Annotated in this window: 24 protein-coding genes and 1 riboswitch; of the genes, 17 read left to right on the top strand and 7 right to left on the bottom strand. The window is 50.7% G+C overall.

The annotated features are described in order from the left end of the window. The 6 genes from H581_RS38665 to corA form a co-directional block, all read right to left on the bottom strand. Positions 1 to 406 (bottom strand): hypothetical protein (locus H581_RS38665; RefSeq protein WP_211231512.1); only part of this gene is annotated, 406 nt, incomplete at its 3' end. 265 nt (positions 407 to 671) lie between these two features. Further along, positions 672 to 980, bottom strand: coding sequence for a winged helix-turn-helix transcriptional regulator (locus H581_RS0128075; protein WP_029192161.1), 309 nt, complete (start codon positions 978 to 980; stop codon positions 672 to 674). Between the two features lie 91 nt (positions 981 to 1,071). Beyond that, positions 1,072 to 1,917, bottom strand: coding sequence for a DMT family transporter (locus H581_RS0128070; RefSeq protein ID WP_029192160.1), 846 nt, complete (start codon positions 1,915 to 1,917; stop codon positions 1,072 to 1,074). Positions 1,918 to 2,060: 143 nt separating this feature from the next. Then, positions 2,061 to 2,870 (bottom strand): histidinol-phosphatase, encoded by an 810-nt coding sequence (locus H581_RS0128065; RefSeq protein ID WP_029192159.1) that lies wholly within the window; start codon positions 2,868 to 2,870, stop codon positions 2,061 to 2,063. Positions 2,871 to 2,897: 27 nt separating this feature from the next. Further along, positions 2,898 to 3,800: a LysR family transcriptional regulator gene (locus H581_RS0128060; protein ID WP_029192158.1), complete on the bottom strand. Its 903-nt coding sequence runs from the start codon at positions 3,798 to 3,800 to the stop codon at positions 2,898 to 2,900. Positions 3,801 to 3,949: 149 nt separating this feature from the next. Further along, a complete protein-coding gene (corA, locus tag H581_RS0128055; RefSeq protein ID WP_029192157.1) occupies positions 3,950 to 4,885 on the bottom strand; it encodes a magnesium/cobalt transporter CorA in 936 nt (311 codons plus the stop codon). A gap of 305 nt (positions 4,886 to 5,190) precedes the next feature. Continuing rightward, positions 5,191 to 5,299, top strand: a riboswitch (SAM riboswitch). 141 nt (positions 5,300 to 5,440) lie between these two features. Between corA and metA the strand changes: the two genes are divergently transcribed. The 9 genes from metA to H581_RS0128010 all read left to right on the top strand — a co-directional run bounded on the left by metA (position 5,441) and on the right by H581_RS0128010 (position 14,903). Continuing rightward, positions 5,441 to 6,358: a homoserine O-acetyltransferase MetA gene (metA, locus tag H581_RS0128050; protein ID WP_029192156.1), complete on the top strand. Its 918-nt coding sequence runs from the start codon at positions 5,441 to 5,443 to the stop codon at positions 6,356 to 6,358. A 25-nt stretch (positions 6,359 to 6,383) separates the two neighbouring features. Further along, on the top strand, positions 6,384 to 7,544 hold the full coding sequence (locus H581_RS0128045; RefSeq protein WP_029192155.1) for an aminotransferase class I/II-fold pyridoxal phosphate-dependent enzyme: 1,161 nt from the start codon (positions 6,384 to 6,386) through the stop codon (positions 7,542 to 7,544). Positions 7,545 to 7,549: 5 nt separating this feature from the next. Continuing rightward, entirely contained in the window at positions 7,550 to 8,722 is a 1,173-nt protein-coding gene (locus H581_RS0128040; RefSeq protein WP_029192154.1) for an aminotransferase class I/II-fold pyridoxal phosphate-dependent enzyme, read from the top strand. Positions 8,723 to 8,878: 156 nt separating this feature from the next. Next, entirely contained in the window at positions 8,879 to 10,015 is a 1,137-nt protein-coding gene (gene mqnC, locus H581_RS0128035; protein WP_029192153.1) for a cyclic dehypoxanthinyl futalosine synthase, read from the top strand. A 190-nt stretch (positions 10,016 to 10,205) separates the two neighbouring features. Beyond that, entirely contained in the window at positions 10,206 to 11,138 is a 933-nt protein-coding gene (gene ytxC, locus H581_RS0128030) for a putative sporulation protein YtxC (protein WP_029192152.1), read from the top strand. Between the two features lie 379 nt (positions 11,139 to 11,517). Further along, complete coding sequence (gene thrS, locus H581_RS0128025; protein ID WP_029192151.1) at positions 11,518 to 13,455, top strand: threonine--tRNA ligase; 1,938 nt, start codon at positions 11,518 to 11,520, stop codon at positions 13,453 to 13,455. Between the two features lie 60 nt (positions 13,456 to 13,515). After that, positions 13,516 to 14,124 carry a 3D domain-containing protein gene (locus H581_RS0128020; RefSeq protein WP_029192150.1) on the top strand — a complete coding sequence of 203 codons (609 nt, stop codon included), beginning with the start codon at positions 13,516 to 13,518 and terminating at the stop codon, positions 14,122 to 14,124. A 63-nt stretch (positions 14,125 to 14,187) separates the two neighbouring features. After that, positions 14,188 to 14,337, top strand: a complete 150-nt coding sequence (locus tag H581_RS38125; RefSeq protein ID WP_156889707.1) for a hypothetical protein — start codon at positions 14,188 to 14,190, stop codon at positions 14,335 to 14,337. Positions 14,338 to 14,519: 182 nt separating this feature from the next. After that, complete coding sequence (locus tag H581_RS0128010) at positions 14,520 to 14,903, top strand: hypothetical protein (RefSeq protein ID WP_029192149.1); 384 nt, start codon at positions 14,520 to 14,522, stop codon at positions 14,901 to 14,903. Positions 14,904 to 14,983: 80 nt separating this feature from the next. Here H581_RS0128010 and H581_RS0128005 read toward each other — a convergent pair whose 3' ends face one another. Next, complete coding sequence (locus H581_RS0128005; protein ID WP_029192148.1) at positions 14,984 to 16,279, bottom strand: ammonium transporter; 1,296 nt, start codon at positions 16,277 to 16,279, stop codon at positions 14,984 to 14,986. A gap of 262 nt (positions 16,280 to 16,541) precedes the next feature. On the opposite strand from H581_RS0128005, the gene liaF reads away from it, so the two are divergent. From liaF to H581_RS0127965, 8 genes are all read left to right on the top strand, one after another. Next, complete coding sequence (liaF, locus tag H581_RS0128000; protein ID WP_029192147.1) at positions 16,542 to 17,534, top strand: cell wall-active antibiotics response protein LiaF; 993 nt, start codon at positions 16,542 to 16,544, stop codon at positions 17,532 to 17,534. 6 nt (positions 17,535 to 17,540) lie between these two features. Beyond that, positions 17,541 to 18,575, top strand: a complete 1,035-nt coding sequence (locus tag H581_RS0127995) for a sensor histidine kinase (protein ID WP_029192146.1) — start codon at positions 17,541 to 17,543, stop codon at positions 18,573 to 18,575. Further along, positions 18,572 to 19,246, top strand: coding sequence for a response regulator (locus H581_RS0127990; RefSeq protein WP_029192145.1), 675 nt, complete (start codon positions 18,572 to 18,574; stop codon positions 19,244 to 19,246). Before H581_RS0127995 ends, H581_RS0127990 begins: the two co-directional genes overlap by 4 nt. 72 nt (positions 19,247 to 19,318) lie before the next feature. Further along, positions 19,319 to 19,732 carry a YugN family protein gene (locus H581_RS0127985; protein WP_029192144.1) on the top strand — a complete coding sequence of 138 codons (414 nt, stop codon included), beginning with the start codon at positions 19,319 to 19,321 and terminating at the stop codon, positions 19,730 to 19,732. A gap of 292 nt (positions 19,733 to 20,024) precedes the next feature. Further along, a complete protein-coding gene (locus tag H581_RS0127980; RefSeq protein ID WP_029192143.1) occupies positions 20,025 to 21,695 on the top strand; it encodes a S1C family serine protease in 1,671 nt (556 codons plus the stop codon). Positions 21,696 to 21,775: 80 nt separating this feature from the next. Continuing rightward, on the top strand, positions 21,776 to 22,468 hold the full coding sequence (locus H581_RS0127975; RefSeq protein WP_029192142.1) for a response regulator transcription factor: 693 nt from the start codon (positions 21,776 to 21,778) through the stop codon (positions 22,466 to 22,468). Between the two features lie 2 nt (positions 22,469 to 22,470). Continuing rightward, entirely contained in the window at positions 22,471 to 23,997 is a 1,527-nt protein-coding gene (locus tag H581_RS0127970; protein WP_029192141.1) for a sensor histidine kinase, read from the top strand. 40 nt (positions 23,998 to 24,037) lie between these two features. Beyond that, positions 24,038 to 25,027: a 4-hydroxy-3-methylbut-2-enyl diphosphate reductase gene (locus tag H581_RS0127965; protein ID WP_029192140.1), complete on the top strand. Its 990-nt coding sequence runs from the start codon at positions 24,038 to 24,040 to the stop codon at positions 25,025 to 25,027. Positions 25,028 to 25,163: the final 136 nt, after the last annotated feature.

Genomic DNA, 25,163 nt, shown 5'->3' with positions numbered 1-25,163 from the left:
AAGTGCCGTTGAATGAGCCAACGTGGAGCGAACAGCGCGAATGAACGGCAGAAGTGCCGTTGAATGAGCCAACGTGAAGCGAACAGCGCGGATGAGCGGCAGAAGTGCCGTTGAATGAGCCAACGTGGAGTGAACAGCGCCAATGAACGACTGAAATACACCAAAATAAGCGAGATGAGTGGTATCCACAAAATGAGGTGAAGAAATACACCAGAATCAGCGGAATGATCGGTATTCGGCGAAATAGGTGCAGAAATACACCAAAATAAGCGAGATGAGTGGTATCCAGCAAAATGAGGTACAAAAGTGCACCAGAATCAGCGAGATGAGCGATATGCGCCGATACCAGGTGCAGAAATGCACCAGAATCAGCGAGATGAGCGGTATCCAGCAAAATGAGGTGCAAAAGTGCACCAGAATCAGCGAGATGAGCTCTATACGGCGATACGAGGTACAAAAGTGCACCAGAATCAGCGAGATATAAGCGATATGCGGCGAAATGAGGTGCAAAAATGCTTTAGTTTGTGCCGATAGGGAGAAATCTGATCTAACCGGTTGTTTGCGTAGAGGATTGTATGTAAAGCAAAAGAGGGCCGCAGGCCCTCTCTTCGTACATATATGTCGCAGCGATACTGCCTGGCAGACTAACGTCCGTGGCCGTTACGCCGAGGTTACATCCATTGTTCGCCCCATTTTTGAATGGATTCGATAACCGGTTCAAGCTCCCGGCCTTTGTCCGTCAGCTCGTACTCGATACGTACGGGCATTTCCGGATACACCTGACGCTTAATGATCGTTATCGTCTCCAGCTCTTTCATCCGGTCCGTAAGCATTTTGTCGCTCATTTCGGGTATTTGTTCTTTAATCTCTTTGAACCGTTTAGGTCCTCCGAGCAACACCCGAATAATTCTGCCAGTCCATTTCTTGCCTAATATGTCGGCTGCGGCTTCATACTTTGGGCACATTGTCGAATAATCCAACCCTATCACCCCGCTTTTTGTATTTCTATTGTAGCATATGAACGAACGAAAAGTAAGTTCATTTCAAATGGAATACCGCTTACCAGCCGTTTTACACCCGGATAATGATTAAGCCCGCAAGCATACAGGCAAAAGCGGCCCATTGCACGATCGTCAGCCTCTCTTTGTACACGACAATCGCGCCGGCGGCTACGACAAGGCTGTTCGTGGCAAAAATTGGAGCGGCAATATTAGCCTGGCCCGTAGCCAGCGCGATTGCGTACAATTGAAGTCCTCCATAGGAGAATAAGCCGGCAATGATACCGTAACGCAGACCGGTTCGTCCGGCAGAGCGTGCAGCCGCATGCTTGGGCGGAATAATGAACCAGGCCAAGGAGAGGGCGTAGGCAATAAATAGGATCGGCGCACTCGGCAGCCCAAGCTCGTCCGTCACCTTAAGGCCGCCGTTGCGGAAAGTAAAGAAGAGGATAGCCGCCCCGACAAGGACGAACCAGCGCTTCTCTGTAATCGTTAACGGTTCCTTCCGTTTGTGGGCGACAAAAATGACGGCAAGCAGCAAGAGGGTTATGCCTATGGCTTCAGAAGCGCTCAGAGGCTCTCTATACCACCAGGTCGCAAGTGCGATGACCAATATAATATTCATATTCGTAAGCGGAGAGGTTAAGCTTGCGGGGCCGTAATGAAGGGCCTTCATAAAAAGAGCGTTGCCCCAGGCGGAGCCCGCTCCAATAATTAAACCTGCAATCCAAACTCTCGAATCCGTAAGCATGGGTAACGTGCCTTCCAGCGCTGCGTGAACGCCGAATCCCAGCGTGCCTGATGCGTATAATCCCAGCAGAAGCACGCGTGTAGATCCGCCGCGCATTTGCGATACTTTCATCCACCAACCGGCCAGTCCAAACAAGAGCGCGCTGCTGATGGCCGTCAAAAGCCACATGGATGTCCATCTCCTCAAATTTGTTACACAAATGAAATCGTTCTGTTATCGTCCTATTACATAAGAGGGCTATTATAATAACAAGACCCCCTTTTTTAATATATATCGTTTGGGACCTGCAGCGTGCAGGTCCACTTTTTTTTCTATAAAGGAACTACGATTTGCCGGCGTTTCCGGTAGAACACCCACTGCGAGAATCCGATTTCCTTCAACCGCGTCCGTACAAGCTCCCATTCGTCCCCGACTCTGCGCGGCTTGTGCGCATCAGACCCGAAGGTTACGTTAACGCCGAAATGAAGCGCGCGCTCCAATATTTCATCCGAAGGATACCAGCCGCCGACATCCTTAGTGCTGCCCGATGTATTTATCTCAATGGATACGCCGTTTTCCGCGATTACCCGCAGCGTATCGTCCACATGCTCATGTGCAGGGATATCCGAGAAGGCGGGATAATAGCCCTTCATCGCATCGATATGTCCGAGAATATCGAACATGCCGCTGCGCGCGGATTGTTGAATGAGATCGTAATAGCTTCTTTTCTCCACGATCTGCCGTTCCCCGTTCAAGCCCTTCCAACGATTGCGGTTAAAGATGCTGACACCGCTTACCTGATGGACGGAACCGATCAAGTAGTCGAATGGAACCCCTTCATAAGCTTTCCGGTAGATGTCTACGTATTCGGGGAAGAAGTCCGATTCCATGCCAAGCAGCACTTCAATTTTCCCTTCGTACTTTTCCTTCAGCCGCAGAACTTCGTCCACATAATTGGCAAAATCGCTCCTCGCCATAGCGATACCGGGCGAAGGCTGGTCCTTCTCGTGATAAAAGTAAGGGGAATGGTCGGAGATGCCGATGACCTGAAGTCCTGCTTCGATTCCCGCAAGGATATAATCTTCAATGTTGCCGTCTGCATGTCCGCATCTAAGGTGATGAGTATGTAAATCGAATTTCATTGAAATCTCTCCTATCTCCGTTTTTTTCTATTCGCTGCTTATGAATGAATGCTCGGGCATTCCCTTCAGGTCGCTGAGAAACTGCTGCATCGCCGTATTTAAATACCGGCCGGATTTATATACGACGCCTACCGGATGGGTTGTTTCCAGCTCATTGACCTTGATCATCTTCAATGTGCCGAGCCGCAGCTCATTTGCGATCGACAACTTGGACACGACGGCTGCGCCGAGATTAATTTCGACCATTCGCTTGACCTCTTCGCTGCTCGAGAGCTCCATGAGGATGTTCGGCTGGACATTGTATTTGCGGAAGAGCCGATCGACGAACCGGCGGCCGAGCGTATCCGGCGCAAGCATGATCATTGGAATGTCCTTTAGTGTATCCATTGTGGTATGAGTCAATTTACTCATGGGATGAGAAGGCGATACGACAAGCTCGAACGTATCATAGTAGAGAACCGACTGGGCGATGTTTGGATTTTTTTCAGCTAAGTACGAAATGCCGATATCGACGAAGCCGTTCTCAACGCTGGTCATAACTTGAGATGAGGGCATGGAATGGATCGTTGTTTTGATTAAAGGGAATTGGTTTTGAAAATAAGAAAGTACACGCGGCAATATCTGAATCGCAATCGAAGCCGTCGTTCCGAGAACAATATGACCTTGAGGCGTCAAATTAAGATCGGACAGCTTCTGCTTGAGCTCTTCCACGATGGCTAACATTTTCTCGGCATGCTGCAAAAAAACTTGACCGTGATCGGTTAAGGTTACGGGTTGATTACGATCGATAAGGACCGTCTTGAACTCGTCCTCCAAGCTTTTAATTTGCGCCGAGACGGCCGGTTGTGTCAGATTGAGCAATTCGCCGGCTTTTCTGAAGCTCATCGTCTTGGAAATCGTAAGGAGCGTTTCAAGCTGGCTAATGTTCACGTTAATCCCCCCTTTTCTAATTACAGGCTGCTATAAATAAGTATATAACTATTATAAAGGATAGATGTGGTAACTACAAAGAAGGCTGTACCTCATCCGGCCTGCGAGCCGGTGAAATAGCAGCCTTATAGGGTGGTTCTACTTGTTTACTAGAGCCAATCCTTCTTGCGGAAGGTAATGAACATGCCGATGCCTAACATCAGCATTATGCCTAACAATATATAGGATCCAAATCGGAGGTGAAGCCCTGGAATAAAATCGAAATTCATTCCGTATATTCCGGTAATAAATGTAAGCGGCATGAAGATCACGGTTATTGCGGTGAATACGCGCATAATTTCATTGGCGCGGTTCGATAAGCTGGACTGGTAAGCCTCGCGCAGGTTGCCCATCAGATCGCGGTACGTGTCGAAGGATTCGGCGATTTTCAGAGCATTCTCGTAAATGTCGCTGAAATATTTTTGCAACTGGTCGTCAATAAGCTTCAGATCCTTCTTATTCAGCGTAGCGATGACATCGCGCTGCGGTCCGAGCACCTTCTTAAGCCAAAGTATTTCGCTGCGCAAGCCGATAATTTCGTTCAGATGCGACTTCTTGGTATGCATCAGAATGTCCTCTTCCAGCGCTTCGATCCGGTTATCGATCCGGTCGCCTACAAGAAAATAATTGTCCACGACAAGGTCGACCAGATGATACAGGAAATAATCGGGACGGTTAACCTCTTGCTCCCAGAGCATAGGCTTGAGGGACCGGAGCTCGTTAATTTTCTGCTTGGTGACGGTAATAATGAAATGACGGCCCAGAAAAATGTTCAGCGCGCGCAAAAAGATTTCTTCATCGTCAAAACGGATACTGTTAATAACGATAAAATAGTGGCTTTCGTAAATCTCGATTTTTGGACGTTGTTCTTCTTCGCTTAAACAGTCCTCTACAGCCAAGTCATGCATACCGAATAAAGGCTGAAGCACCTCAAGGTCGTCCACGTCGGCATCGATCCAGTAAAAACCTTCAGCTGCAGGGACAAGCGTTTGCTCGATATGTTCTACAGGGGTAAAAACGCCATTTTTAACAAGACGGATTTTCATCCGCAGCATCTCCTTTCTTACGTCAGAGGAAACTGCCGGCTGAATCGGAGGTAACCGGCAGTAACCGTATTCGATAATGTTCAGGCTTCGGTCGGTCGCCTTCCATGTCCGCTTGCCCCCTTTACGAATGGAATAAACAACAATAATCCTTGTCTAGTATACTCCCGCACCCGCTTTACATTCAAGCCAAAAAACCGTCGGCTTCCGCCTATGCACTAACATATGCAAAGTCGCTTCTTGACGCGAATAACAGAATGCATTAAAGTAAAAAATATAATCGTACCGCGAAAATTGAATAGACTACTTTCTTATCAAGAGCAGGCGGAGGGACTAGCCCGATGAAGCCCGGCAACCGGCGTAATATGCACGGTGCTAATTCTTGCGGAAACATTTTTAGTTTCTGAGAGATGAGAGAGGCGGATGGCTTCTTAACCGAGCATACGACCTTTTCTCACAGCAGAAAGGGTCTTTTTGTTATTTAAGCGGCCAATCTGCCAAAGCTTATGCGACCCGGGATAAGTTTTGGCGACAAACTATTTAAAGGAGTGGTTCCGCATGCCGATTAAAGTACCGGATAACCTGCCGGCCAAGGAAATACTGAGTAACGAGAACATATTCGTGATGGACGAGAGCATCGCTTACCATCAAGATATCCGTCCGCTCAGAATTGCCATTTTGAACTTGATGCCTACGAAAGAAACGACGGAGACGCAGCTTCTCAGGCTGATCGGCAACACGCCGCTTCAGGTCGAGGTCGTCCTGCTTCACCCGAGGACGCATACTTCGAAGAACACATCCGCCGATCATTTGGAATCGTTCTACAAAACGTTCGACGATATCCAACATGAATATTACGACGGCCTAATTATCACAGGTGCGCCGGTCGAGCATTTGCCGTTCGAGGAAGTAACCTACTGGGAAGAGCTGAAAGAAATCATGGATTGGAGCGCAAGGCGCGTAACCTCTACCTTTCACATTTGTTGGGCGGCGCAAGCGGGCCTGTACCATCATTACAACGTGCCAAAATATAATTTGGATAAAAAAATGTTCGGCGTCTTCCCGCATAACGTAGAAAAACGTAACGTGAGCCTGCTGCGGGGCTTTGATGAATTATTCTACGTGCCGCAATCGAGGCATACCGAGGTTCGCCGCGAGGATATAGAGCCGATCGACAATTTGGAAATTTTATCTGCCTCGCAGGATTCCGGCGTCTACATCGTTGCATCCAGGGACGGCAGACAAATATTCGTTACCGGTCATTCGGAGTATGATCCGACATCGTTGAAGTTCGAATATGACCGCGATCAGGCAAAGGGGCTTCGCATTAACGTGCCAATGAATTATTTCCCAGGCGATAATCCGTCCGCTCAGCCATTGTCCACTTGGCGGGCGCATGCTAACCTATTGTTTTCGAACTGGCTCAACTACTATGTGTACCAGCAAACGCCGTTTGATCTAGGCGCGGGCATCTAACTTTATTCGAGGGAGTGCAACTTCAATGAAAATCGAAAGTCATTTGGCTCAGATCGGATCGATTAAGGAGCCCGTAACCGGAGCGGTCAGCTTTCCTGTGTATCAGGCTACCGCGTTCCGCCATCCTAAGCTCGGAGAAAGCACAGGCTTTGACTACGCGCGTACGAAAAGCCCGACAAGAGCTGTACTTGAAGAAGCGGCTGCGCAATTGGAATCCGGAGATGCGGCATTTGCCTGCAGCTCCGGCATGGCGGCTCTGCAGACCATATTTGCGCTATTCGGTCAAGGGGACCATCTGATCGTTTCGCTGGACTTATACGGCGGCACGTATCGCCTGCTAGAGCGGATCATGACGAGATTTGGCGTTACGGCTTCTTATGTAGATACCAACGATATCGACGCAATGGCTTCGCTTTGGACGCCGAACACCAAGGCTGTTCTTATCGAAACGCCGACTAATCCGCTTATGATGATTACCGATTTGGAGCGCGTCTGCGCATGGGCGAAGTCGAAAGGGCTGTTGACGATCGTTGACAATACGCTGCTGACACCGTTCTTCCAGCGGCCGATCGAGCTTGGCGCGGATATTATTATCCACAGCGCGACCAAGTATTTGGGCGGCCACAACGATGTGCTGGCCGGCTTGATCGTCACGAAAGGCCAAGAGCTGTCGATAGAAATGGCATTTCTGCACAATTCCATCGGCGCGGTACTGGGCCCGCAGGATTGCTGGCTGCTGATGAGAGGCATGAAGACGCTGGCGCTGCGGATGGAACGGCACCAATATAATGCGACAACGATTGCCAACTATCTGATGGAGCATCCGGCAATTGAAGATGTATATTATCCGGCCCTTCCGCATCACCCGGGCCACGACATTCAGAACAGGCAATCCTCCGGCAATACCGGCATATTCTCGTTCCGGTTGAGAGATGCCCGCTACGTGGAGCCGATTCTCCGCCACATTAAGCTCATCGCGTTTGCCGAAAGCCTCGGCGGAGTTGAGTCGCTAATGACCTACCCGGCTGTGCAGACGCATGCGGACATCCCGCTTGAAATCCGTCAGGCGATCGGCGTGGACGACCGGCTGCTTCGCTTCTCGGTCGGCATCGAGCATGCCGACGACTTGATCGCGGATTTGGAGCAGGCGCTTGCCGCCGCCAAACGAGAAATCGGGGAGGGGTAACGGCCATGAGCGAAGAGAATAACAAGCCGAAGCCGGCCGACCGGCGATTCGCGACGAAGCTGCTTCATTTTGGAGCGGAGATTGACGAACATACGGGTGCGTCCAGCGTGCCGATTTTTCAGGCGTCGACGTTTCATCATCACGATATTTTCAATCCGCCCGATTTTGATTACAGCCGTTCAGGCAATCCGACCCGGCAGGCCCTTGAAGATTACATCGCGCTGCTGGAAGGCGGTGCCCGAGGCTTCGCGTTCGCGTCGGGGATGGCGGCGATCTCGACCTCCTTCCTGCTGCTGTCCGCCGGTGAGCATGTCATAGTGACCGAGGATGTGTACGGCGGTACATACCGGCTGCTGACGTCAATTCTCGACAGGCTTGGCATTGAATCCACGTTCGTGGATATGACGGATTTCGATGCGGTGAAGGCAACATTAAAGCCGAATACAAAGGCGGTATTTATGGAAACGCCGTCGAATCCGACGCTTAAAATTACGAACATCGCCGAAACGGCGGCATGGGCGAAGGAGCATGGCCTGCTAACCATGCTCGATAATACGTTCATGACGCCTTACCATCAGCGCCCGATCGAGCTTGGCGTCGATATCGTGCTTCACAGCGCAACCAAATTTCTGAGCGGGCATAGCGACGTATTGGCCGGGCTTGCGGTGACGGCGGACGAAAATCTCGGAAGACGTCTGAAGCAGCTTCAGAACGGCCTGGGAACGGTGCTGAGCGCACAGGAATCATGGCTGCTTATGCGCGGCATGAAGACGCTGCAGGCAAGAATGGAGCACAGTGAACGAAGCGCGCGCAGACTGGCGCAATGGTTATCGCAGCATGAAGAAGTGAAGGCCGTTTATTATCCTGGCCTTGAAGGTCACCCCGGCAAGGAAATTCACGAGAAGCAGTCGCTCGGCTACGGCGCGGTCGTATCCTTCGACGTTGGCAGCGGCGAGAGGGCGAAGACGCTGCTTAGCAAAGTTCAGCTGCCTCTGGTAGCGGTCAGCTTAGGCGCAGTCGAGAGCATTTTATCTTATCCTGCGATGATGTCGCATGCGGCCATGCCGAAGGAAGTGCGCCATGCCCGCGGGATTACGGACGGATTGGTGCGCTACTCGGTAGGGCTTGAAGATATCGATGATTTGATCGGGGATTTGGATCAGGCGCTGCGCGCCTAAATAGGCCAAAACGGAAGGAAAACACGGGACATCCCGTGTTTCTTTCGTTATTTTGACACAGAGACCTGTTTAAAGCTGATGACTTGCCGAGATGAAATATGTTAGGATGAAGTGATCGATTGACAATTAAGAACGGAACTAAGGAGGTCTCGCGGAATGAGTACGTTAGACCAGATTTTGGATAAAGCGCTGCGGGGTGAACGAGTCAGTCTGGAGGAAGGCATGGAGCTTCTCGCTTCAGATCAGATTGAGAAAATGGGGCATGCCGCCAATCAAATCATGTTGAGGCACCATCCCGAGCCGATCACGACATTCGTCGTTGGGCGAAACGTGAACTACACGAATGTATGCGACGTTTATTGCAGATTTTGCGCATTCTACCGCGCTCCGGGGTCAAAGGAAGGTTACGTGCTGCCGGATGAGACGATCCTGAATAAAATTCAGGAAACGATTGACGTAGGCGGAACCGAAATCTTGATGCAAGGCGGAACGAATCCGGATTTGCCGTTCGCGTACTATTTGGATCTGCTTCGCAAAATTAAACAGCATTTTCCTGGCATTACGATGCACTCCTTCTCGCCTGCGGAAATTCAGAAGATGAAGGTCGTATCGAACGGTTTAACTTTGGATGAGGTCATTCGGCAGCTGCACGAAGCCGGGCTGGATTCCTTGCCTGGCGGAGGAGCCGAGATTTTGGACGATCGCACGCGCCGCAAAATCAGCCGTTTGAAAGGATCTTGGACGGACTGGATGGATGTCATGAAGTCTGCGCACCGTCACGGCATGAATACGACCGCTACGATGGTGTACGGCTTAGGCGAGACGATCGAGGAGCGCGCGCTGCATATGCTTCGTATCCGGGACGCTCAAGATGAATGTATCGCAAATCAATATCCGTCTACAGGCTTCCTGGCTTTTATTTCGTGGCCGTTCCAGCCGGATAACACGAATTTGAAGCTGGAGAAAGCGAAGCCGGAGGAATATTTGCGTATCGTTGCCGCCAGCCGCATTATGCTCGATAATATTAAGAACTTTCAATCGTCGTGGGTGACGATGGGGCCGGAGATGGGTAAGCTGTCGCTATCGTACGGGTGCAATGACTTCGGCAGCACGATGATCGAAGAAAATGTCGTGTCGGCCGCAGGCACAACGCATAAGGTCAACATTGAACTCATTCTCCAGCTCATTCGCGAATGCGGCAAAATTCCTGCTCAGCGGGACACGAAATATAACATTTTGAAGGTTTACAATGAAACCGATAAGGCGGATTTGGACTTCGTGATGCAGAACTGAAATTTCCATATAACTAACAAAAGCCTGCGAACCGTAAGCCTCCTTGGAGGCAAAGAGGATTTCGCGGGCTTTTTGCAATTCTAAGAATTTATATGTTGTCCGAATAAGCCTTCCCTTACATTCCAATCTCTTCATCGTATATCCCCAAGCATGGGACCATATACTGATAAGGAAAGAAAGGGGTGAGCTCATGGAGCTATTTACGGTATCTTTGCCTAGAAGCCTCCAACAGTCAGTAAATAAGCTAATAAATTGGTTGACGGAAGAAGCGAACGTCGATTTACATATTAACAATCCAGTGAGCGATGCTGCGCTTGTAACCTTTCATGCCGTATCCGAGCTGGATATACAATGCCAGGCTGAACTGCCGCATTTTCAACTGAAAACACACGGACCCGTCTTATACAAGGCAGCAGCCAGGGCGGTCGCCGAGTTTATAGTAAGCGAGCTGGAGCAGACGATGCTCTCGAACATGATTCGCAGGAAATATCGGAATCAATCGGGGTTGGAACCGGAAGCGATTGAGCGTTATTGTCATGATCTGCTGCATGGGAAGGATTGGGACGGATTAAGCGCAAGATTTCTGGATGCCGACCGTATAAGAAGGAAGAACAAAATAGTCGTAGAAATCGAACAATACCTGCAGGAGCATACGCAGCTTAATATAGAAGGCTTAATTAAATTCCGGCTTGAACTGTATCGCAAAGAATTGACAGAGCTCGTTGAATATGCGTTAGATGAATACGTGCTGGATAAGCAATATCAGGAGTTTATTTCACTGTTAAAATACTTTGTGTTCCTTCAAGACACCAAAATTCCGATGGTGCATCTGCTCCACAAAGGCGGACATGATTTTATGCTCTACGACGGCAGCTTCCAGCCTTTGGATCCGAACCCGCCGTCGGACCGGATAGTCGCGGAAATGCTGGAAACGGAAATGAATATCGAAGATATGGTTATAAGCTCGCTTATTTCCGTATCGCCGAAGCATATTACGATTCATACCCGGCAGCCAGACATGCAGGTCATCCGAACGATTGAAACGATATTTGACCAGCGGGTAACGGTATGCGAGCGGTGCGTGTCATGCAGCCATACGCTCGATGAGCTTATTCAGCCTTGACCAATCGTTCCAGTCGAGCTATAATGACTCACATATAGGATGTAATCGGCTATGACAAAGACATGTATCTGCTATAGCGATTTGGCTCAGAGAAAGGAAACTTGGCTGCAATTTCCTTCAATAATCAGCAGATGTACCCCTTTGAAGCTGTACGGTTGAACCTGTGGCCATTTCGTAACCGGAATCGTTGCGGCAGTAAGCTGTACCGGAACTCTCCGTTACCAGAGCATACAAGGACTGCGTGGCGCTACCGGAAGCGCAGTTGAAGTAGGGTGGAACCACGAGCATACAAGCACTCGTCCCTTTTTGGGATGCGTGCTTTTTTTGCGTTCTTATAAGCTTGTTACAGATTTACTGATAATCAGGAGGATGAATGAAAATGGCAATTCAAGTAACTTTACCGGACGGGGCCGTCAGGGAGTATAACGCAGGGACAACGATTGAAGAGGTTGCAGGCTCGATCAGCCCGGGACTGCGGAAAAACGCCATCGCAGGTAAAATAAATGGCAAAGTGGTCGATGTGTATGCGCCGATTGACGCGGACGCAGCGGTTGAAATCGTAACGGTGGAGTCTGCGGACGGCCTTGAGGTATACCGCCACAGTACGGCCCATCTTCTCGCGCAGGCGATTAAACGTCTGTATGGCGATGCAAATGTAAAGCTTGGAATCGGTCCGGTCATCGAGGACGGCTTCTATTACGATATCGACATGGATCAATCGTTAACGCCGGAGGACCTGGCGAAGATTGAGAAGGAAATGGAAAAAATTACGCAGCAGAACCTGGACATTCGCCGCCGCGTCGTAAGCCGCGACGAGGCTCTTGCGATCTTCACCGAACTGAATGATAACCTGAAGCTTGAGCTGATTCGCGATTTGCCTGAGGATTCGGTTATTACGCTGTACGATCAAGGCGAGTTTTTTGACCTTTGCCGCGGACCGCATCTGCCGTCTACCGGCCGCATTAAAGCGTTTAAGCTTCTGAATGTAGCGGGCGCGTATTGGCGCGGCGATTCGAAGAACAAGATGCTGCAGCGCATTTACGGCACGGCGTTTCCGAAAAAAGCGCAGCTCGACGAGCATCTTCATTTCCTTGAGGAAGCGAAGAAACGCGATCACCGTAAGCTGGGCCGCGAGCTTAAAATGTTTACTTTCTCCCGCGAGGTCGGACAAGGCTTGCCGCTATGGCTTCCGAACGGCGCTAAGCTTCGCAGGACAATGGAGAGGTATATTGTCGACTTGGAAGAAAGGCTCGGGTACGAGCATGTGTATACCCCGGTGCTGGCGAACGTGGAGCTGTACAAAACATCCGGCCACTGGGAGCATTACAGCGAGGACATGTTCCCGAAGATGGTCATGGACAATGAGGAGCTTGTGCTCCGCCCGATGAACTGTCCGCACCATATGATGGTGTTCAAGAGCGATATGCGCAGCTACCGCGATCTGCCGGTAAGGATAGCGGAGCTTGGAACGATGCACCGTTATGAAATGTCGGGCGCGTTGACGGGCTTGCATCGCGTACGCGCGATGACATTGAACGATGCGCACATCTTCTGCCGTCCGGATCAGATCAAGGAAGAATTCGCACGAGTCGTGAATTTAATTCGCAAAGTATATGAGGATTTCGGCATCAAGGAATACCGTTTCCGCTTGTCCTACCGCGACCCGCAGGATACGGAGAAGTATTTCCAGAATGACGGGATGTGGGAAATGTCCCAGCGCATGCTTCGCGAGGTTGTGGAGGAGCTGGAGCTTCCGTTCTTCGAGGCGGAGGGCGAGGCGGCCTTCTACGGTCCGAAGCTTGACGTTCAAATTAAAACCGCGCTGGGCAAAGAGGAGACGCTGTCGACGGCGCAGCTTGACTTCCTGCTACCGGAGCGTTTCGAGCTGGAATATATCGGAGACGACGGCAAGAAGCACCGTCCGGTCGTTATTCACCGGGGCATCATAAGCACGATGGAAAGAATGACGGCATTCCTGCTGGAAAACTTCGCGGGTGCCCTTCCGCTGTGGCTGTCTCCGGTACAGGCAAAGGTTATTCCGGTATCGACGGCTTATGAAGCGTATGCCCGTAAAGTGGCTGAAGAGCTTCAATTAAGCGGAATCCGGGTCGAAAGCGATCTCCGCAATGAGAAGCTGGGCTACAAAATTCGCGAGGCGCAGCTCGAGAAGGCGCCTTATATGCTTGTTGTAGGCGAGAATGAGATGCAGGCGGAAGCCGTGTCGGTCCGCAAGCGCGGCGAGGGCGATATCGGCTCAATGCCGGTCAAAGAGCTGATCTCTCTGTTGAAGCAGCAAATCGAAGGTAAAGAACAATAAAATTCGGCGCATAAAGCTTGGGCCATCGGGGCATTATTCTTCTGAGGAGGAAGCACCCTGATGGTTACAAGCTTTTTTGATATGAAAAAAGGTTTCCCCGTTCTTCTGCTATTGACGATTATCGTCATCGCATTCCATACGGGCAGCTGCTCATCGCCGGCCGAAGCGGCATCCAAGCTCGGAGGCGCGGCAGGCGGCAAGGCAGCAAGCAAAAATTTAATTCAAGCGGCAGCGGCCTCTCAAGGCGGGAAGAAGTTCAAACCCGATACGATAGAGGTTGTCGCAACAGGTTATACGGCCGGTGAGGAATCGACGGGCAAAAGCCCCGGCCACCCGCAATACGGGATTACGTACTCGGGAGTGAAGGTGAGAAGGGATCAAGTATCGACGATCGCCGCCGACACAAAGCTCTTTCCCATCGGCACCCTGCTGTATATTCCCGGTTACGGTTACGGCGTCGTAGCGGATACGGGCTCCGCGATTAAAGGCAAACGCATCGATTTGTATTTTGAAACGATAAAAGAAGTATACGAGCAATGGGGCAAGCGAACGGTGCAGGTAGAAGTGCTGCGCAAGGGTACGGGCAAGCTTACGCAAGCGTGGCTTAATCAAATTAATCTGGCGACGGAAGCCGGAAAACCGATCCCGCAAACCTATTTGGAATCGTAAACCGCCCGTATAATAAATGGACCGAATGCCATACTAATCAATGAACACGGGGAGGTGAATACGATGGCTAAAAACAAACAAAACAACAACAACAACAATGCCGCAGCAAACAATCAACAATTCAATGCGGAATTCGCTGAAGAATTCAACCAAAATAACGCTGCTGCCGGTAAACAAGCAGCTAATGCGGCTCAGCAAAAAGCGGAAAAGTAAACAAGAAATTTTGTCGAAATACGATTAAATCCATGAGGAACCCTGGCGGTTCCTCTTTTCTTAGCCGAAACAGGAGAGGAATCGGGAAAAAGCATCCATAAAAAAATAGTTTTCAACCTTCCTTGTATGTTGTATGATTACATATGTAAGTAATAATAACATGACAAGACAGGTGATTTCTCATGACAGATCCAATCATTCATACTGGCTTTACTATTCCTGCCCAGCACCGTAAGGCGGGAGAAGTTTTTCCGTTTATAGATGCTTATGTAACCAAGAAAGAGCAGGAAATTGCCGAAATTGAACAGATGGTAGAGCGTTATGAGAAACGCAGGTTAATGGAAGAGCGCGCTTACCAGTCCATGTCTACATTAAGAAGGATACTGACAGGAAAGAAGCCCGACCATCATCTGGCCGTTGAATATATCCATTTCGTAAGAAAGCCGATGGAGAAGGTTCGGGCGCTCCGCCTCGAAATCGAGAAAGCCCGTTCGATTCAGAACGGCTCGGCTCCGACGGATATCGTATCCGTTTCTTATGAGCTGGCAAGCGAAATGAACGAATAATGACAGTGAACGATAATAACCGTCCGGGCATTAGATGCTCAGACGGTTATTTTGTTTAACCTATGGAATGTGAAAGCTTCTCATTTGCTGTTTCTTAAACGTTCAATATCAAGGAAATCATGCTCCTGGCTGTAAGCGGGAACGCCGTGTATGCCGACATCCAGTCCGACAAGTTCCTCATCCTTGGAGACGCGGACAGGCATTATTTTGCGGACAAGCCATAGGACGCCCCATGTTAAAGTGAACCCCCATAAGGATACGATGACGAGACCAAGCGCTTGAACGCCTAGGAGATTCCAGCCGCCGCCATAGAACAATCCGTAATAGCCTTTGCCGACGCCTTCCGACAGCTCAGGCAGCGCGAACAAGCCGACGGCAAGCGTTCCGATGCTGCCGCTGACGCCGTGTACGGCAAATGCCCCCACGGGATCGTCGATTTGCTTGCTTTCCAGCCATTCGGTGACCAGCACCATGGCGATGCCGGATACGGCTCCGATTCCGATTGCAGCCCCATCGGATACGAAGGCGCAGCCGGCCGTAATACCGACCAGGCCTGCAAGCGAGCCGTTAATGACCATCGGCGGATCGGCCTTCCGGTAACGGAACATCGTGAACAGTATGCAGGTCGCGCCGCCGGAGGCCGCGGACAGCATCGTCGTAATCGCGATATGGCCGATTGCCCCGTTCGTTGCGCTTAACGTACTTCCCGCGTTGAAGCCGAACCAGCCAAACCAAAGTATAAACGCTCCGACGGACGCTAAGGGCAAATTGGAGGGCGGTACGATATTAACTTTGCCGTCAGCGCTGAATTTACCGATTCTCGGACCGATGAAGATAGCGGCGGCAAGCGCGGAAAATCCGCCTAATGCATGAATAACGGCGGAGCCAGCAAAGTCGATCATGCCGAGTTTTCCGATGAAGCCGCTGCCTGACCAAACCCAATGGCCCGCAAGCGGATAAATGATGCCGGTCATTGCGATCGTCAGCAAAATATAAGCTCTAAAGTTAATGCGCTCGGCAACCGCTCCGGATACGATGGAGATGACGGCTATAACGAATGCGCACTGGAATAACCAATAGGTTTCGTGCGTAATATTTAATTCTATATGAGACAAGTCGCCATTAATAAGAAAGCCGGTTGTGCCGATCAAGCCGCCGGCATCCTGTCCATACATGAAAGCGAATCCGAAAAAATAAAAAACAAGCGCGCCGAAGGCGATATCGACGAATACCTTCATAATGATGCTGACCGCATTTTTCTGTCGGACGAAGCCTGCCTCGAGCAAGGCGAATCCGCCTTCCATTAGCAGGATCATCGCTGCTGTCAAAACGACCCAGATCGTGTCAAGTCCTTTCGACAGTTCTAAAACGTCCATTTCTTCATCTCCCGTTCACTTAGTGCTGCGTATGATTTATCTCTGATTCTAATCCGTTCATCATTATAAAGAGACGAAGTTAACTATGTCAACGATTTACGTAATGTTTCATGACATGTAAGGTTTTAATTGGATATAATCAACCAAAAGCTCAGTCTAGAGACGGATTGCGATTTCAATCGGCCGTACCTGTTTGCTGACCGGTGCTATCCGTTATACTAAAGCTATCAAACTTCGATGGAACTATAAGGAGCTGGGCTGCTTGAACAATTTCGCAAGCCGGTTATTTACCGGATTAATAATCATTTCAGTCGGCGTTATCTTTTTGCTGCGGCAAACGGGTCATGTGACCTTTGACATTGGTGATATGTTTTCCACCTATTGGCCCGTCATTCTTATTGTTGTCGGCATAAGGGGCCTGCTGACCAATCGTTCGCACGGTGCCGGCTCAGGCTGGTGGGGGGCTGTGGTCATCCTCATCGGATTTGTCTTCTTGGGACGGAATCTGGAATGGTTTGCATGGTCGATCGGCGATATCATTCCTTATGTGTGGCCGGTTATCGTCATTCTAGTCGGCATCAATCTGATATGGCGCCCGAAATCACGGCGAAACCGCCCGCCTTCGGAGGAATGGAAATCGTACCGGCCGTATCAGGACCAGCCGTCTGTGCCGCCTGCTCCCCCGCTGCATCCGGATCCGACGAAGGAACCGGTCTCTTTGGCCAAAGAGCCGCTGGGGGCAAACGGACAAGAGGAGAAACAAAATTACGCCAAAGGCGACCCTTATGAGGAAATTCCTTCCTCAAAGAAAAACTCCCATGAATGGAAGCATCATCACAAAGAGCATGTCGAGTGGTGGAATCACAGCGATCCGAAAGCACAGACGCGCTCCGGGTTTATCGGCGACATCCATATCGGCCACGATTATTGGGAATTGAAGCCGCTGAATGTTTCGCACTTTATCGGCGATACCGTTCTCGATTTGACGAAGGCGCAGGTTGCGCCCGGAGAGACGAAGATTTGTATCTCTTCTTTTATCGGAGACGTGAAGGTATATGTTCCAAATGATTTTGATGTCGCCGTCCAGGTGATCTCAAGCGCTTTTATGGGAGACGTAAAGGTATTGGACCGCAAGGAAGGCGGGATGTTCAACAACATCAATATCCAATCGCCGTTTTATAGCGAATCCGACAAAAGAATCAAGCTCGTCGTCAGCACGTTTATCGGCGATGTTCGCGTGACGAAGGTAGGGTGATCCGCGATGATGGTCCGTTTCTTAAGGAGCGGGAAATGGGAACTGATCGGCATGTTCGTCGCAGCATCCGTTTTCTCTCTCGTACTCGCGGGGGCGGCTTGGCTGGGACTCGTGAATGAAGTGAGACAGACGGAAGTGCGCCTGTGGGCCGCCTCCGTCTTCCTGCTTGTGAGCGCAGGCTTCGGCTATTGGGCTGCGCAGCGGATCGGCCGCCGAATCGATACGCTGCACTTGTCGCTAAAGCAAGCGGCTAACGGCAATTATGGCGTCAGGATTACGGAAGGCGGACATAATTCTTTCAACGAGGTGTACCGCGAGTTCAATGAGCTTGCCGAGCAGATGGAAGAGAAGATGAAATGGCTGCAAATGCGGGGCGAGGAGTATGTCATGACGGAATCGGCCTCGAACGAGGCGGCGGTATTGGAGGAGCGCAAAAGGCTCGCGAGAGATTTGCATGACACCGTCAGCCAGCAGCTGTTCGCGATTCATATGTGCGCCTCCTCGCTTCCCAAGCTGCAGCAGGTTGACCGGGAACGCGCCGATGCGGTGCTGGAGCAGCTTGTGAGCATGTCGAATTTGGCGCAAAAGCAGATGCGGAATTTCATTGCGCAGTTAAGGCCGATGGAACTGGAAGGCCGAACCTTATATGAGGCCTTAGACAAATGGTTTCCCGACTATTGCCGCCAGAACAACCTTCAGGGCGAGCTGGAATGGCGGTTGAAGGAGCGTTTGACCGAGGCGAAGGAGCTTCAGCTCTTTCTTATTGCGCAGGAAGCGATGGCGAACATCGTTAAGCATTCCAAAGCGAAAGGCTGCACGCTGACGTTATCCGATAATGAACGGCAGGTCGTTATGATTTTGCAGGATGACGGCGCGGGCTTTAAAGCGGATGAGGTGAAGCGGGGCTCCTACGGTCTTTCGACGATGCAGGAGCGCGCGCAGAAGCTCGGCGGGTCTGCGGAAATTTTAAGCAAGCCCGGAAGCGGGACAAGAGTGAAGGTAACGATACCAAAAATGTTGCGGGGAGAGCAGGCGCTATGAGCGAACCTAATGGAACGAATGCGATAAAGATCATGATCGTTGATGATCACGATATGGTACGAACAGGCTTACGGACGTATCTGATGCTGGAGCCGAAGCTGCACGTGATAGCGGAAGCGGGCGACGGTCAGGAAGCGTTGGATTACTTGAGCTCATGCCCGGAAGAAAATCGTCCTCAAATTATTTTAATGGATCTCATGATGCCGGGCATGAACGGGATCGATGCGACGAGGGCCGTCATGGCGAAATATCCGGATATGAAAATCGTGATGCTCACAAGCTTTCTTGAGGATGACAAGGTATACGGAGCCATCGAAGCGGGAGCCGTCAGCTATGTGCTAAAAACCGTTTCGGCGGAAGAGCTGATTTATGCGATCAGCGGGGCTTTCAAAGGCATGCCTGTCATGACGGCGGACGTGTCGCAGGCATTGACTCGGGGTCTGAGGCAGCGTACGGCCCAATCGGGCGACGAGGGCTTGACGGAGCGGGAGAAGGAAGTGCTCCTGCTCATCGCCGACGGACAATCGAACAAGGAAATTGCCGAAGAGCTTCATATCAGCGTAAAAACGGTCAAAACTCATGTAAGCAACCTGCTTATGAAATGCGAGCTGGAGGATCGTACGCAGCTTGCCGTGCTGGCTCACCGCAAAGGCTGGGCCAACCGCACATAATCCATTCTATGGCGGGTATACTACCTTTTAGCTGTCAGTCAGTTAACAAGCAAGCGTAAAGGAGTAACCGCCATGATTCCAATCTCATCCGTGATTGAGTCACGTGAGCAGCATTTTTTAGAAGTGAAGGATATTCTTGAGCAGCATCAATTCGCCTTGGGCGGGAATTGGGATTACGACCGCGGCTCCTTCGACAAACCGTTAGACGAATCGCATAAGGTCTGGCTGCGCATTCCGTTCGAAGTCATTACCGGCCATATCGATAATGATGACACGGACAATGAGGCGTTAATCAGAATGGGCAAACCGTATGTCCTGAAACACGAATACCGGGAAGGCAATGATCCGGAGGCTTCCGTCCGCGTATTCGGCGCTACATTTGACCAATTCCAATCGCCGTCCAATCCCGACGCGCATATCGATCCCAGCTGGGTGAACCGGGCAAAGGATGCCGTTCACGAAGTGGAACGCATGATTATACACTGAAATATACTCCCTTTTACAAGCGGAAACGCCTATCGGAGTCCTAGTCAGAGGACACATCCGTATCGCGGAGAAATATAAGCCTATTCATAAGTTCTAAACTTATAAAGGCTTATATATTGGATAAAAAAACGTTCCAGAAATTCACTTGGAATGTTTTTTTTATTTCTGTTTAAATTCCTTTTAAGTTTGTTTTAAGGTAGAATGTGCATGATAGAAATAAATAAACTAACAAGTATTCGATAGCGAGCTCTTCGAATGCCTTACGGAATATGATTCAAGGAGGAGAACGTTAATGGACGATCAAAACAAAAAGGGGTACGACGATTTTTTTGGCAAGCCGAACGAGGAGCAGGGCGCCGGAGGAAACGAGGGCAGCGAATCCCATTCGCGGCATGACTCGGAGGCGGAGCCTCAAGAGCAAACGCAGAAGCCATCCTATTACTATTCTTACGGACCGTTCAGACCGAATTCGCAGGATGATCATTCAGGCGTGAATCCATCAAGTTCGCCGGATAAGCCAAAAATCATTCAAGATCAGCCGTACGGCACAACGGGATCCATGATGACATCGGCAGATTCACCTGATGAGTCCGATAGACAGACGAATGCGGAAGAGGAAGGAGTACAAGGCCGGAGACCGCAGCAATCGCCAATCCGGTCGTTTAATCCCTCTGCGCAATCGGCCAAGGGTACTTGGCAGGTACGAGAGACGCGCCGCACGTCATTCAGGGCCGTATTTCTATCCTTCCTGGCAGGCGTTCTGGTAGTCGGCGGGCTTATGTACACGGCTGACATGCAGAATTGGTTTACGGGAGCCGAGCAGACTGCGGCTGCTAAGACGGAATCGACAAGTACGAGCGGTTCAACGGCTTCGGCCGGCGGCGGCACGTCGGCTGCGACGGTTGCAGCAAGACCGGATAACATTGCCCAGTTGTTCGAGACGGCAAGTCCGGCAGTCGTGAAGATCGAAACCTACATCAATCCGGCAAAACGTAATTCGGGCGGCAGCAGTATGCTGGACGATCCGTTCTTCCGCCAGTTTTTCGGCGACGATTACCCGGGTACGACGCAGCCCGAACAAAATCAAGACGGAAAAATGCAGCAAAGCGGCATGGGAACGGGCTTCTTCTTCGAGTCGACGGGTTACATTTTAACCAATCAGCATGTTGTCGGCGACTCGGATCAAATTAAGGTCATCGTTCAAGGCTATGAGGAGCCTTTCACGGCGGAGCTGCTCGGCTCCAGCTATGATCTGGATTTGGCCGTAATCAAAATTACCGGCGAGAAAGCATTTCCGACGCTTCCGCTCGGCAGTTCGGACAGCATCGAAATCGGTGACTGGGTCATTGCGATCGGGAACCCTTACGGCTTCGACCACACCGTTACGGTAGGCGTGCTTAGTGCGAAGGAACGTCCGATCGACATCCAAGACGCTCAAGGCGAACGCAATTATGAACACTTGCTGCAGACGGATGCTTCGATCAACCCCGGCAATTCCGGCGGACCGCTTCTGAATGTGAACGGCGAGGTCGTCGGCATCAACACGGCTGTCAGCTCGCAAGCGCAGGGAATCGGCTTCGCGATTCCGACAAGCACGATTCAGGAAGTGCTGGAAAACCTGAAAAACAATAAAGCCATTCCGAAGCCAGCCTCGCCGTTCATCGGCGCCGAGCTTCAGGATGTAACCGAAGATATTGCGAAGCAGCTGGGCATGGATAAGGTTGAAGGCTCCATCGTCCGCAATGTATACTATAATTCGCCGGCTTATATGGGCGGACTGCAGCAGTTCGATGTCATTACGGGCATTGACGGCAAAAAGTACTCGAACACGCAAGCTCTGATCGCTGCTATTCAGGAGAAAAAGGTCGACGATAAAATTCAGCTGAACATCGTCCGCAAAGGCACGGAGATGAACCTGGACGTAGTTATCGGAGATAAGAATACGTTTAACGCAGCAGGATAACGCGGTAATAGAGCTTATTGAAAAGCGCAGAGAGACAGCATGCTCTGCGCTTTTTGTTGCCAATTAAGGGGGATCCAGGGATGAGACAGCATATTGTAGTGGTGGATGACGATGAGAAAATTATTTCTTTGCTGCGGAGAAGCTTAGCTTTTGAAGGGTATGAAGTGACGACGGCATCTAACGGGATGGAAGGCCTAAAAGTATTGCTCAAGGCTGATCCGGATTTGTTAATCCTCGATGTGATGATGCCGCAGGTAGACGGCTGGGAGGTTTGCCGGCGGGTTCGGGAGAGCGGGAGCACGGTGCCGATTATGATGCTGACGGCGAAGGATGACGTCATTGACCGGGTGAAGGGGCTTGATCTTGGCGCTGACGATTATTTGGTGAAGCCGTTTGCCCTCGAAGAGCTGCTTGCGCGCGCCCGGGCGCTGCTGCGCCGTAAAACGGATAAGATCGAGCAGGCTGCCAATCAGATCATCTATGAAGATTTGATATTGGATATGGATGCCCGTGAAGCGATCCGTTCCGGACAGCGGATTGAATTAACGTCTAAGGAGTACGATTTGCTGCTCCTGTTCATGCAGAATCCGCGCCGGGTGCTTACGCGCGATGCGATTATGGAGAAAATATGGGGCTATGACTTCAGCGGCGAGTCCAACGTGCTTGAGGTTTATATTGCGATGCTGCGGCAGAAAGTTGAGGAAGGCGGTAAGAAACGTCTTATTCAAACGGTGCGGGGAACCGGCTACGTGCTTCGCGGAGAGGCGGGGTAAGCATGTCCATCCGGCTCCGGCTCACGCTTTGGTATTCGGGATTGCTTGCGGGCACGCTGCTGGCATTTGGCGTTGCGATTTACTTATTCGTCAACTGGAATACGTATGCGGATTTAAAGGAACAGCTTCGGGTACAGAATAATAACTTTCATATTGAACCTTCTTTAAATTTTCTGGATAAGATCAATTTGAATCCTAGTTCAAATTCGATCGTGCAGAAGGACATGTTTATTCAAATTGTGAATTATAATGATGGCGCCATTCAGCAATCGAATAATTTATTCTTTAATAATATTCGGTTCCCCTATGAAGACGTAAAAGCGAATCCAAAAGAAGGTTTCGTAAAAATTAAGGTGACTCTTAAAGAGGGAAAATATGATATGCTGACGTACCAACGCCCGATCGTGGTGAACTTGAATGGTGAGCCTACGTTAGTTGGTTTGCTTCAGCTCGGCGTTTTTTCTCATAACGAAGAACGGTTTCTTCACGGTCTGCGCACGATCCTTATTTTTTCATCGCTAGCTGTTGTTCTAATTGCGTTCACAGCCGGTCTCTTCATTGCCCGTCAAGCGCTTCGGCCAATCGAAAGGGTTATCCGGTCAACCGAACAAATCGAGAAAGGTTCCGACCTCAGCGTCCGAATTCCCGCCATCGGTCCGAAAGACGAAATTGGCAGGCTTGTCAGCACGCTCAACATTATGCTGTCGCGTCTGGAACTGGCTTACAATGAACTGGATGAAGCGTACAAAGCGCAGAGGAGATTCGTTTCCGATGCCTCGCATGAACTGAGAACGCCGCTGACGACGATCCGCGGCAACATCGACCTGCTTGAGCGGATGTGGGAGAAGGTGCGCGCATCGAACCTGAACGAGCATAACGGAGAATGGCTGCCGCTCGATGCGGACCGATACGAAATGTCCAAGGAAGCGATGAGCGACATATCCGCCGAAGCGAAGCGGATGAGTACGCTCGTTAACGATTTGCTGTCACTGGCGAGAGCGGATGCCGGTTATACGATGGAGAAAACGCCGCTCGAGCTTATGCCGCTGACGGAGGAAGTCGTGCGCAGGGCTCAGCTGCTTCCGCGGACGGCGGAGTGGCGGGTCGGCGATCTATCCCCTTTGCTTGGCGTAAGCGTGACGGCCAATCACAATTATTTGCAGCAGCTGTTGTTCATTTTCATCGAAAATGCCTTTAAGTATACGCCGGAGGGCATCGTCGAGCTCGGCGCCTTACGCAAGGATCGGCAGATCGGCTTTGTGATTCGGGATACCGGGATCGGAATGAATCCGGAGGAGATTCCGCATATTTTCGACCGCTTCTACCGGGCGGATGAGTCGAGAGGGGTTACGGTCGGAACCGGGCTCGGCTTATCGATCGCCAAATGGATTATCGACGAGCACCAAGGCTCGGTAGAAGTAACGACTAGCGAGGGCGTCGGCACGAAGTTTACGATCTGGCTGCCGATAACCTTTTCCGACACGTCTCCTTCGACTATAATAGAAGCAGCGGATGACGTAGATGAGTAGCGGCTATGACATACATCCGGTAAGAAAGCAGGTGCAGAAATTGGAAATTGTTAAAATATCGCCGCGCGGCTATTGCTACGGCGTTGTTGATGCGATGGTGCTGGCATTGCAAACCGCAAAAAATTTGGAGCTGCCGAGGCCCATTTATATTTTAGGAATGATCGTTCACAATGCCCATGTTACGGAAGCCTTCGAGAAGGAGGGCGTCATAACGCTTGACGGCGCGAATCGTCTCGATATATTGGACCGGATTGAAACGGGCACCGTCATCTTTACCGCGCACGGAGTGTCGCCTGAAGTTCGCCAGCGCGCGAGAGAGAAGGGACTGTCCGTCATCGACGCGACCTGTCCGGATGTCACAAAGACGCATGATCTTATCCGCGTGAAAGCGGCGGAAGGCTATCATATCATTTATATCGGCAAGAAAGGGCATCCGGAGCCGGAAGGCGCGATTGGCGTTGCGCCCGAACGCGTGCATCTGATCGAACGCGAAGAGGAAATCGAATCGCTTGACATACCGGATGGTAAGCTGATTATTACGAATCAAACGACGATGTCGCAATGGGATATCCGTCATATTATTAATCGTTTGGTCGAGAAGTACCCTCATGCCGAGGTTCACAATGAAATTTGCTTGGCGACCCAGGTCCGTCAGGAGGCAGTGGCCGAGCAGGCTGGCGAGGCGCAGCTCTGCATTGTCGTAGGCGACCCGCGAAGCAACAATTCGAACCGTCTGGCGCAGGTTTCCGAGGATATTGCGGGCGTTAAGGCGTACCGGGTATCCGACGTGTCTGAAATTAAGCAGGAATGGCTGAAGGGCATCGAACGTGTTGCGGTAACCTCGGGCGCATCGACGCCCACGCCGCTTACGAAAGAGGTAATTGCTTATTTGGAGCAGTACGACCATAACAATCCCGTTACGTGGGAGATCCGGCGTACCGTCAACATGACTAAGCTGCTTCCTAATGTGCGAGTCAAGTCGGCGGACAACTCGACTTCGAAGACAACGGCTGCTGAGAAAAGCAGTTAGAGAACATGGGGCTGAGAAAGTAATCATTTATGAAATAGTGAGGAGAATCACATTGTCCGTGAAGTTAGCTTCATGGCGAGTTGGGGCTTTCCTCATTATGCTTTAGCGCCCGTGTTCAGCCAAAATTATAGGTTGA

The sequence above is a fragment of the Paenibacillus harenae DSM 16969 genome (assembly GCF_000422465.1).
Taxonomy (GTDB): Bacteria; Bacillota; Bacilli; order Paenibacillales; family Paenibacillaceae; genus Pristimantibacillus; species Pristimantibacillus harenae.
The sequence above is the reverse complement of the archived record's forward strand: the minus strand, read 5'-3'. Positions and strand labels throughout refer to the sequence as shown.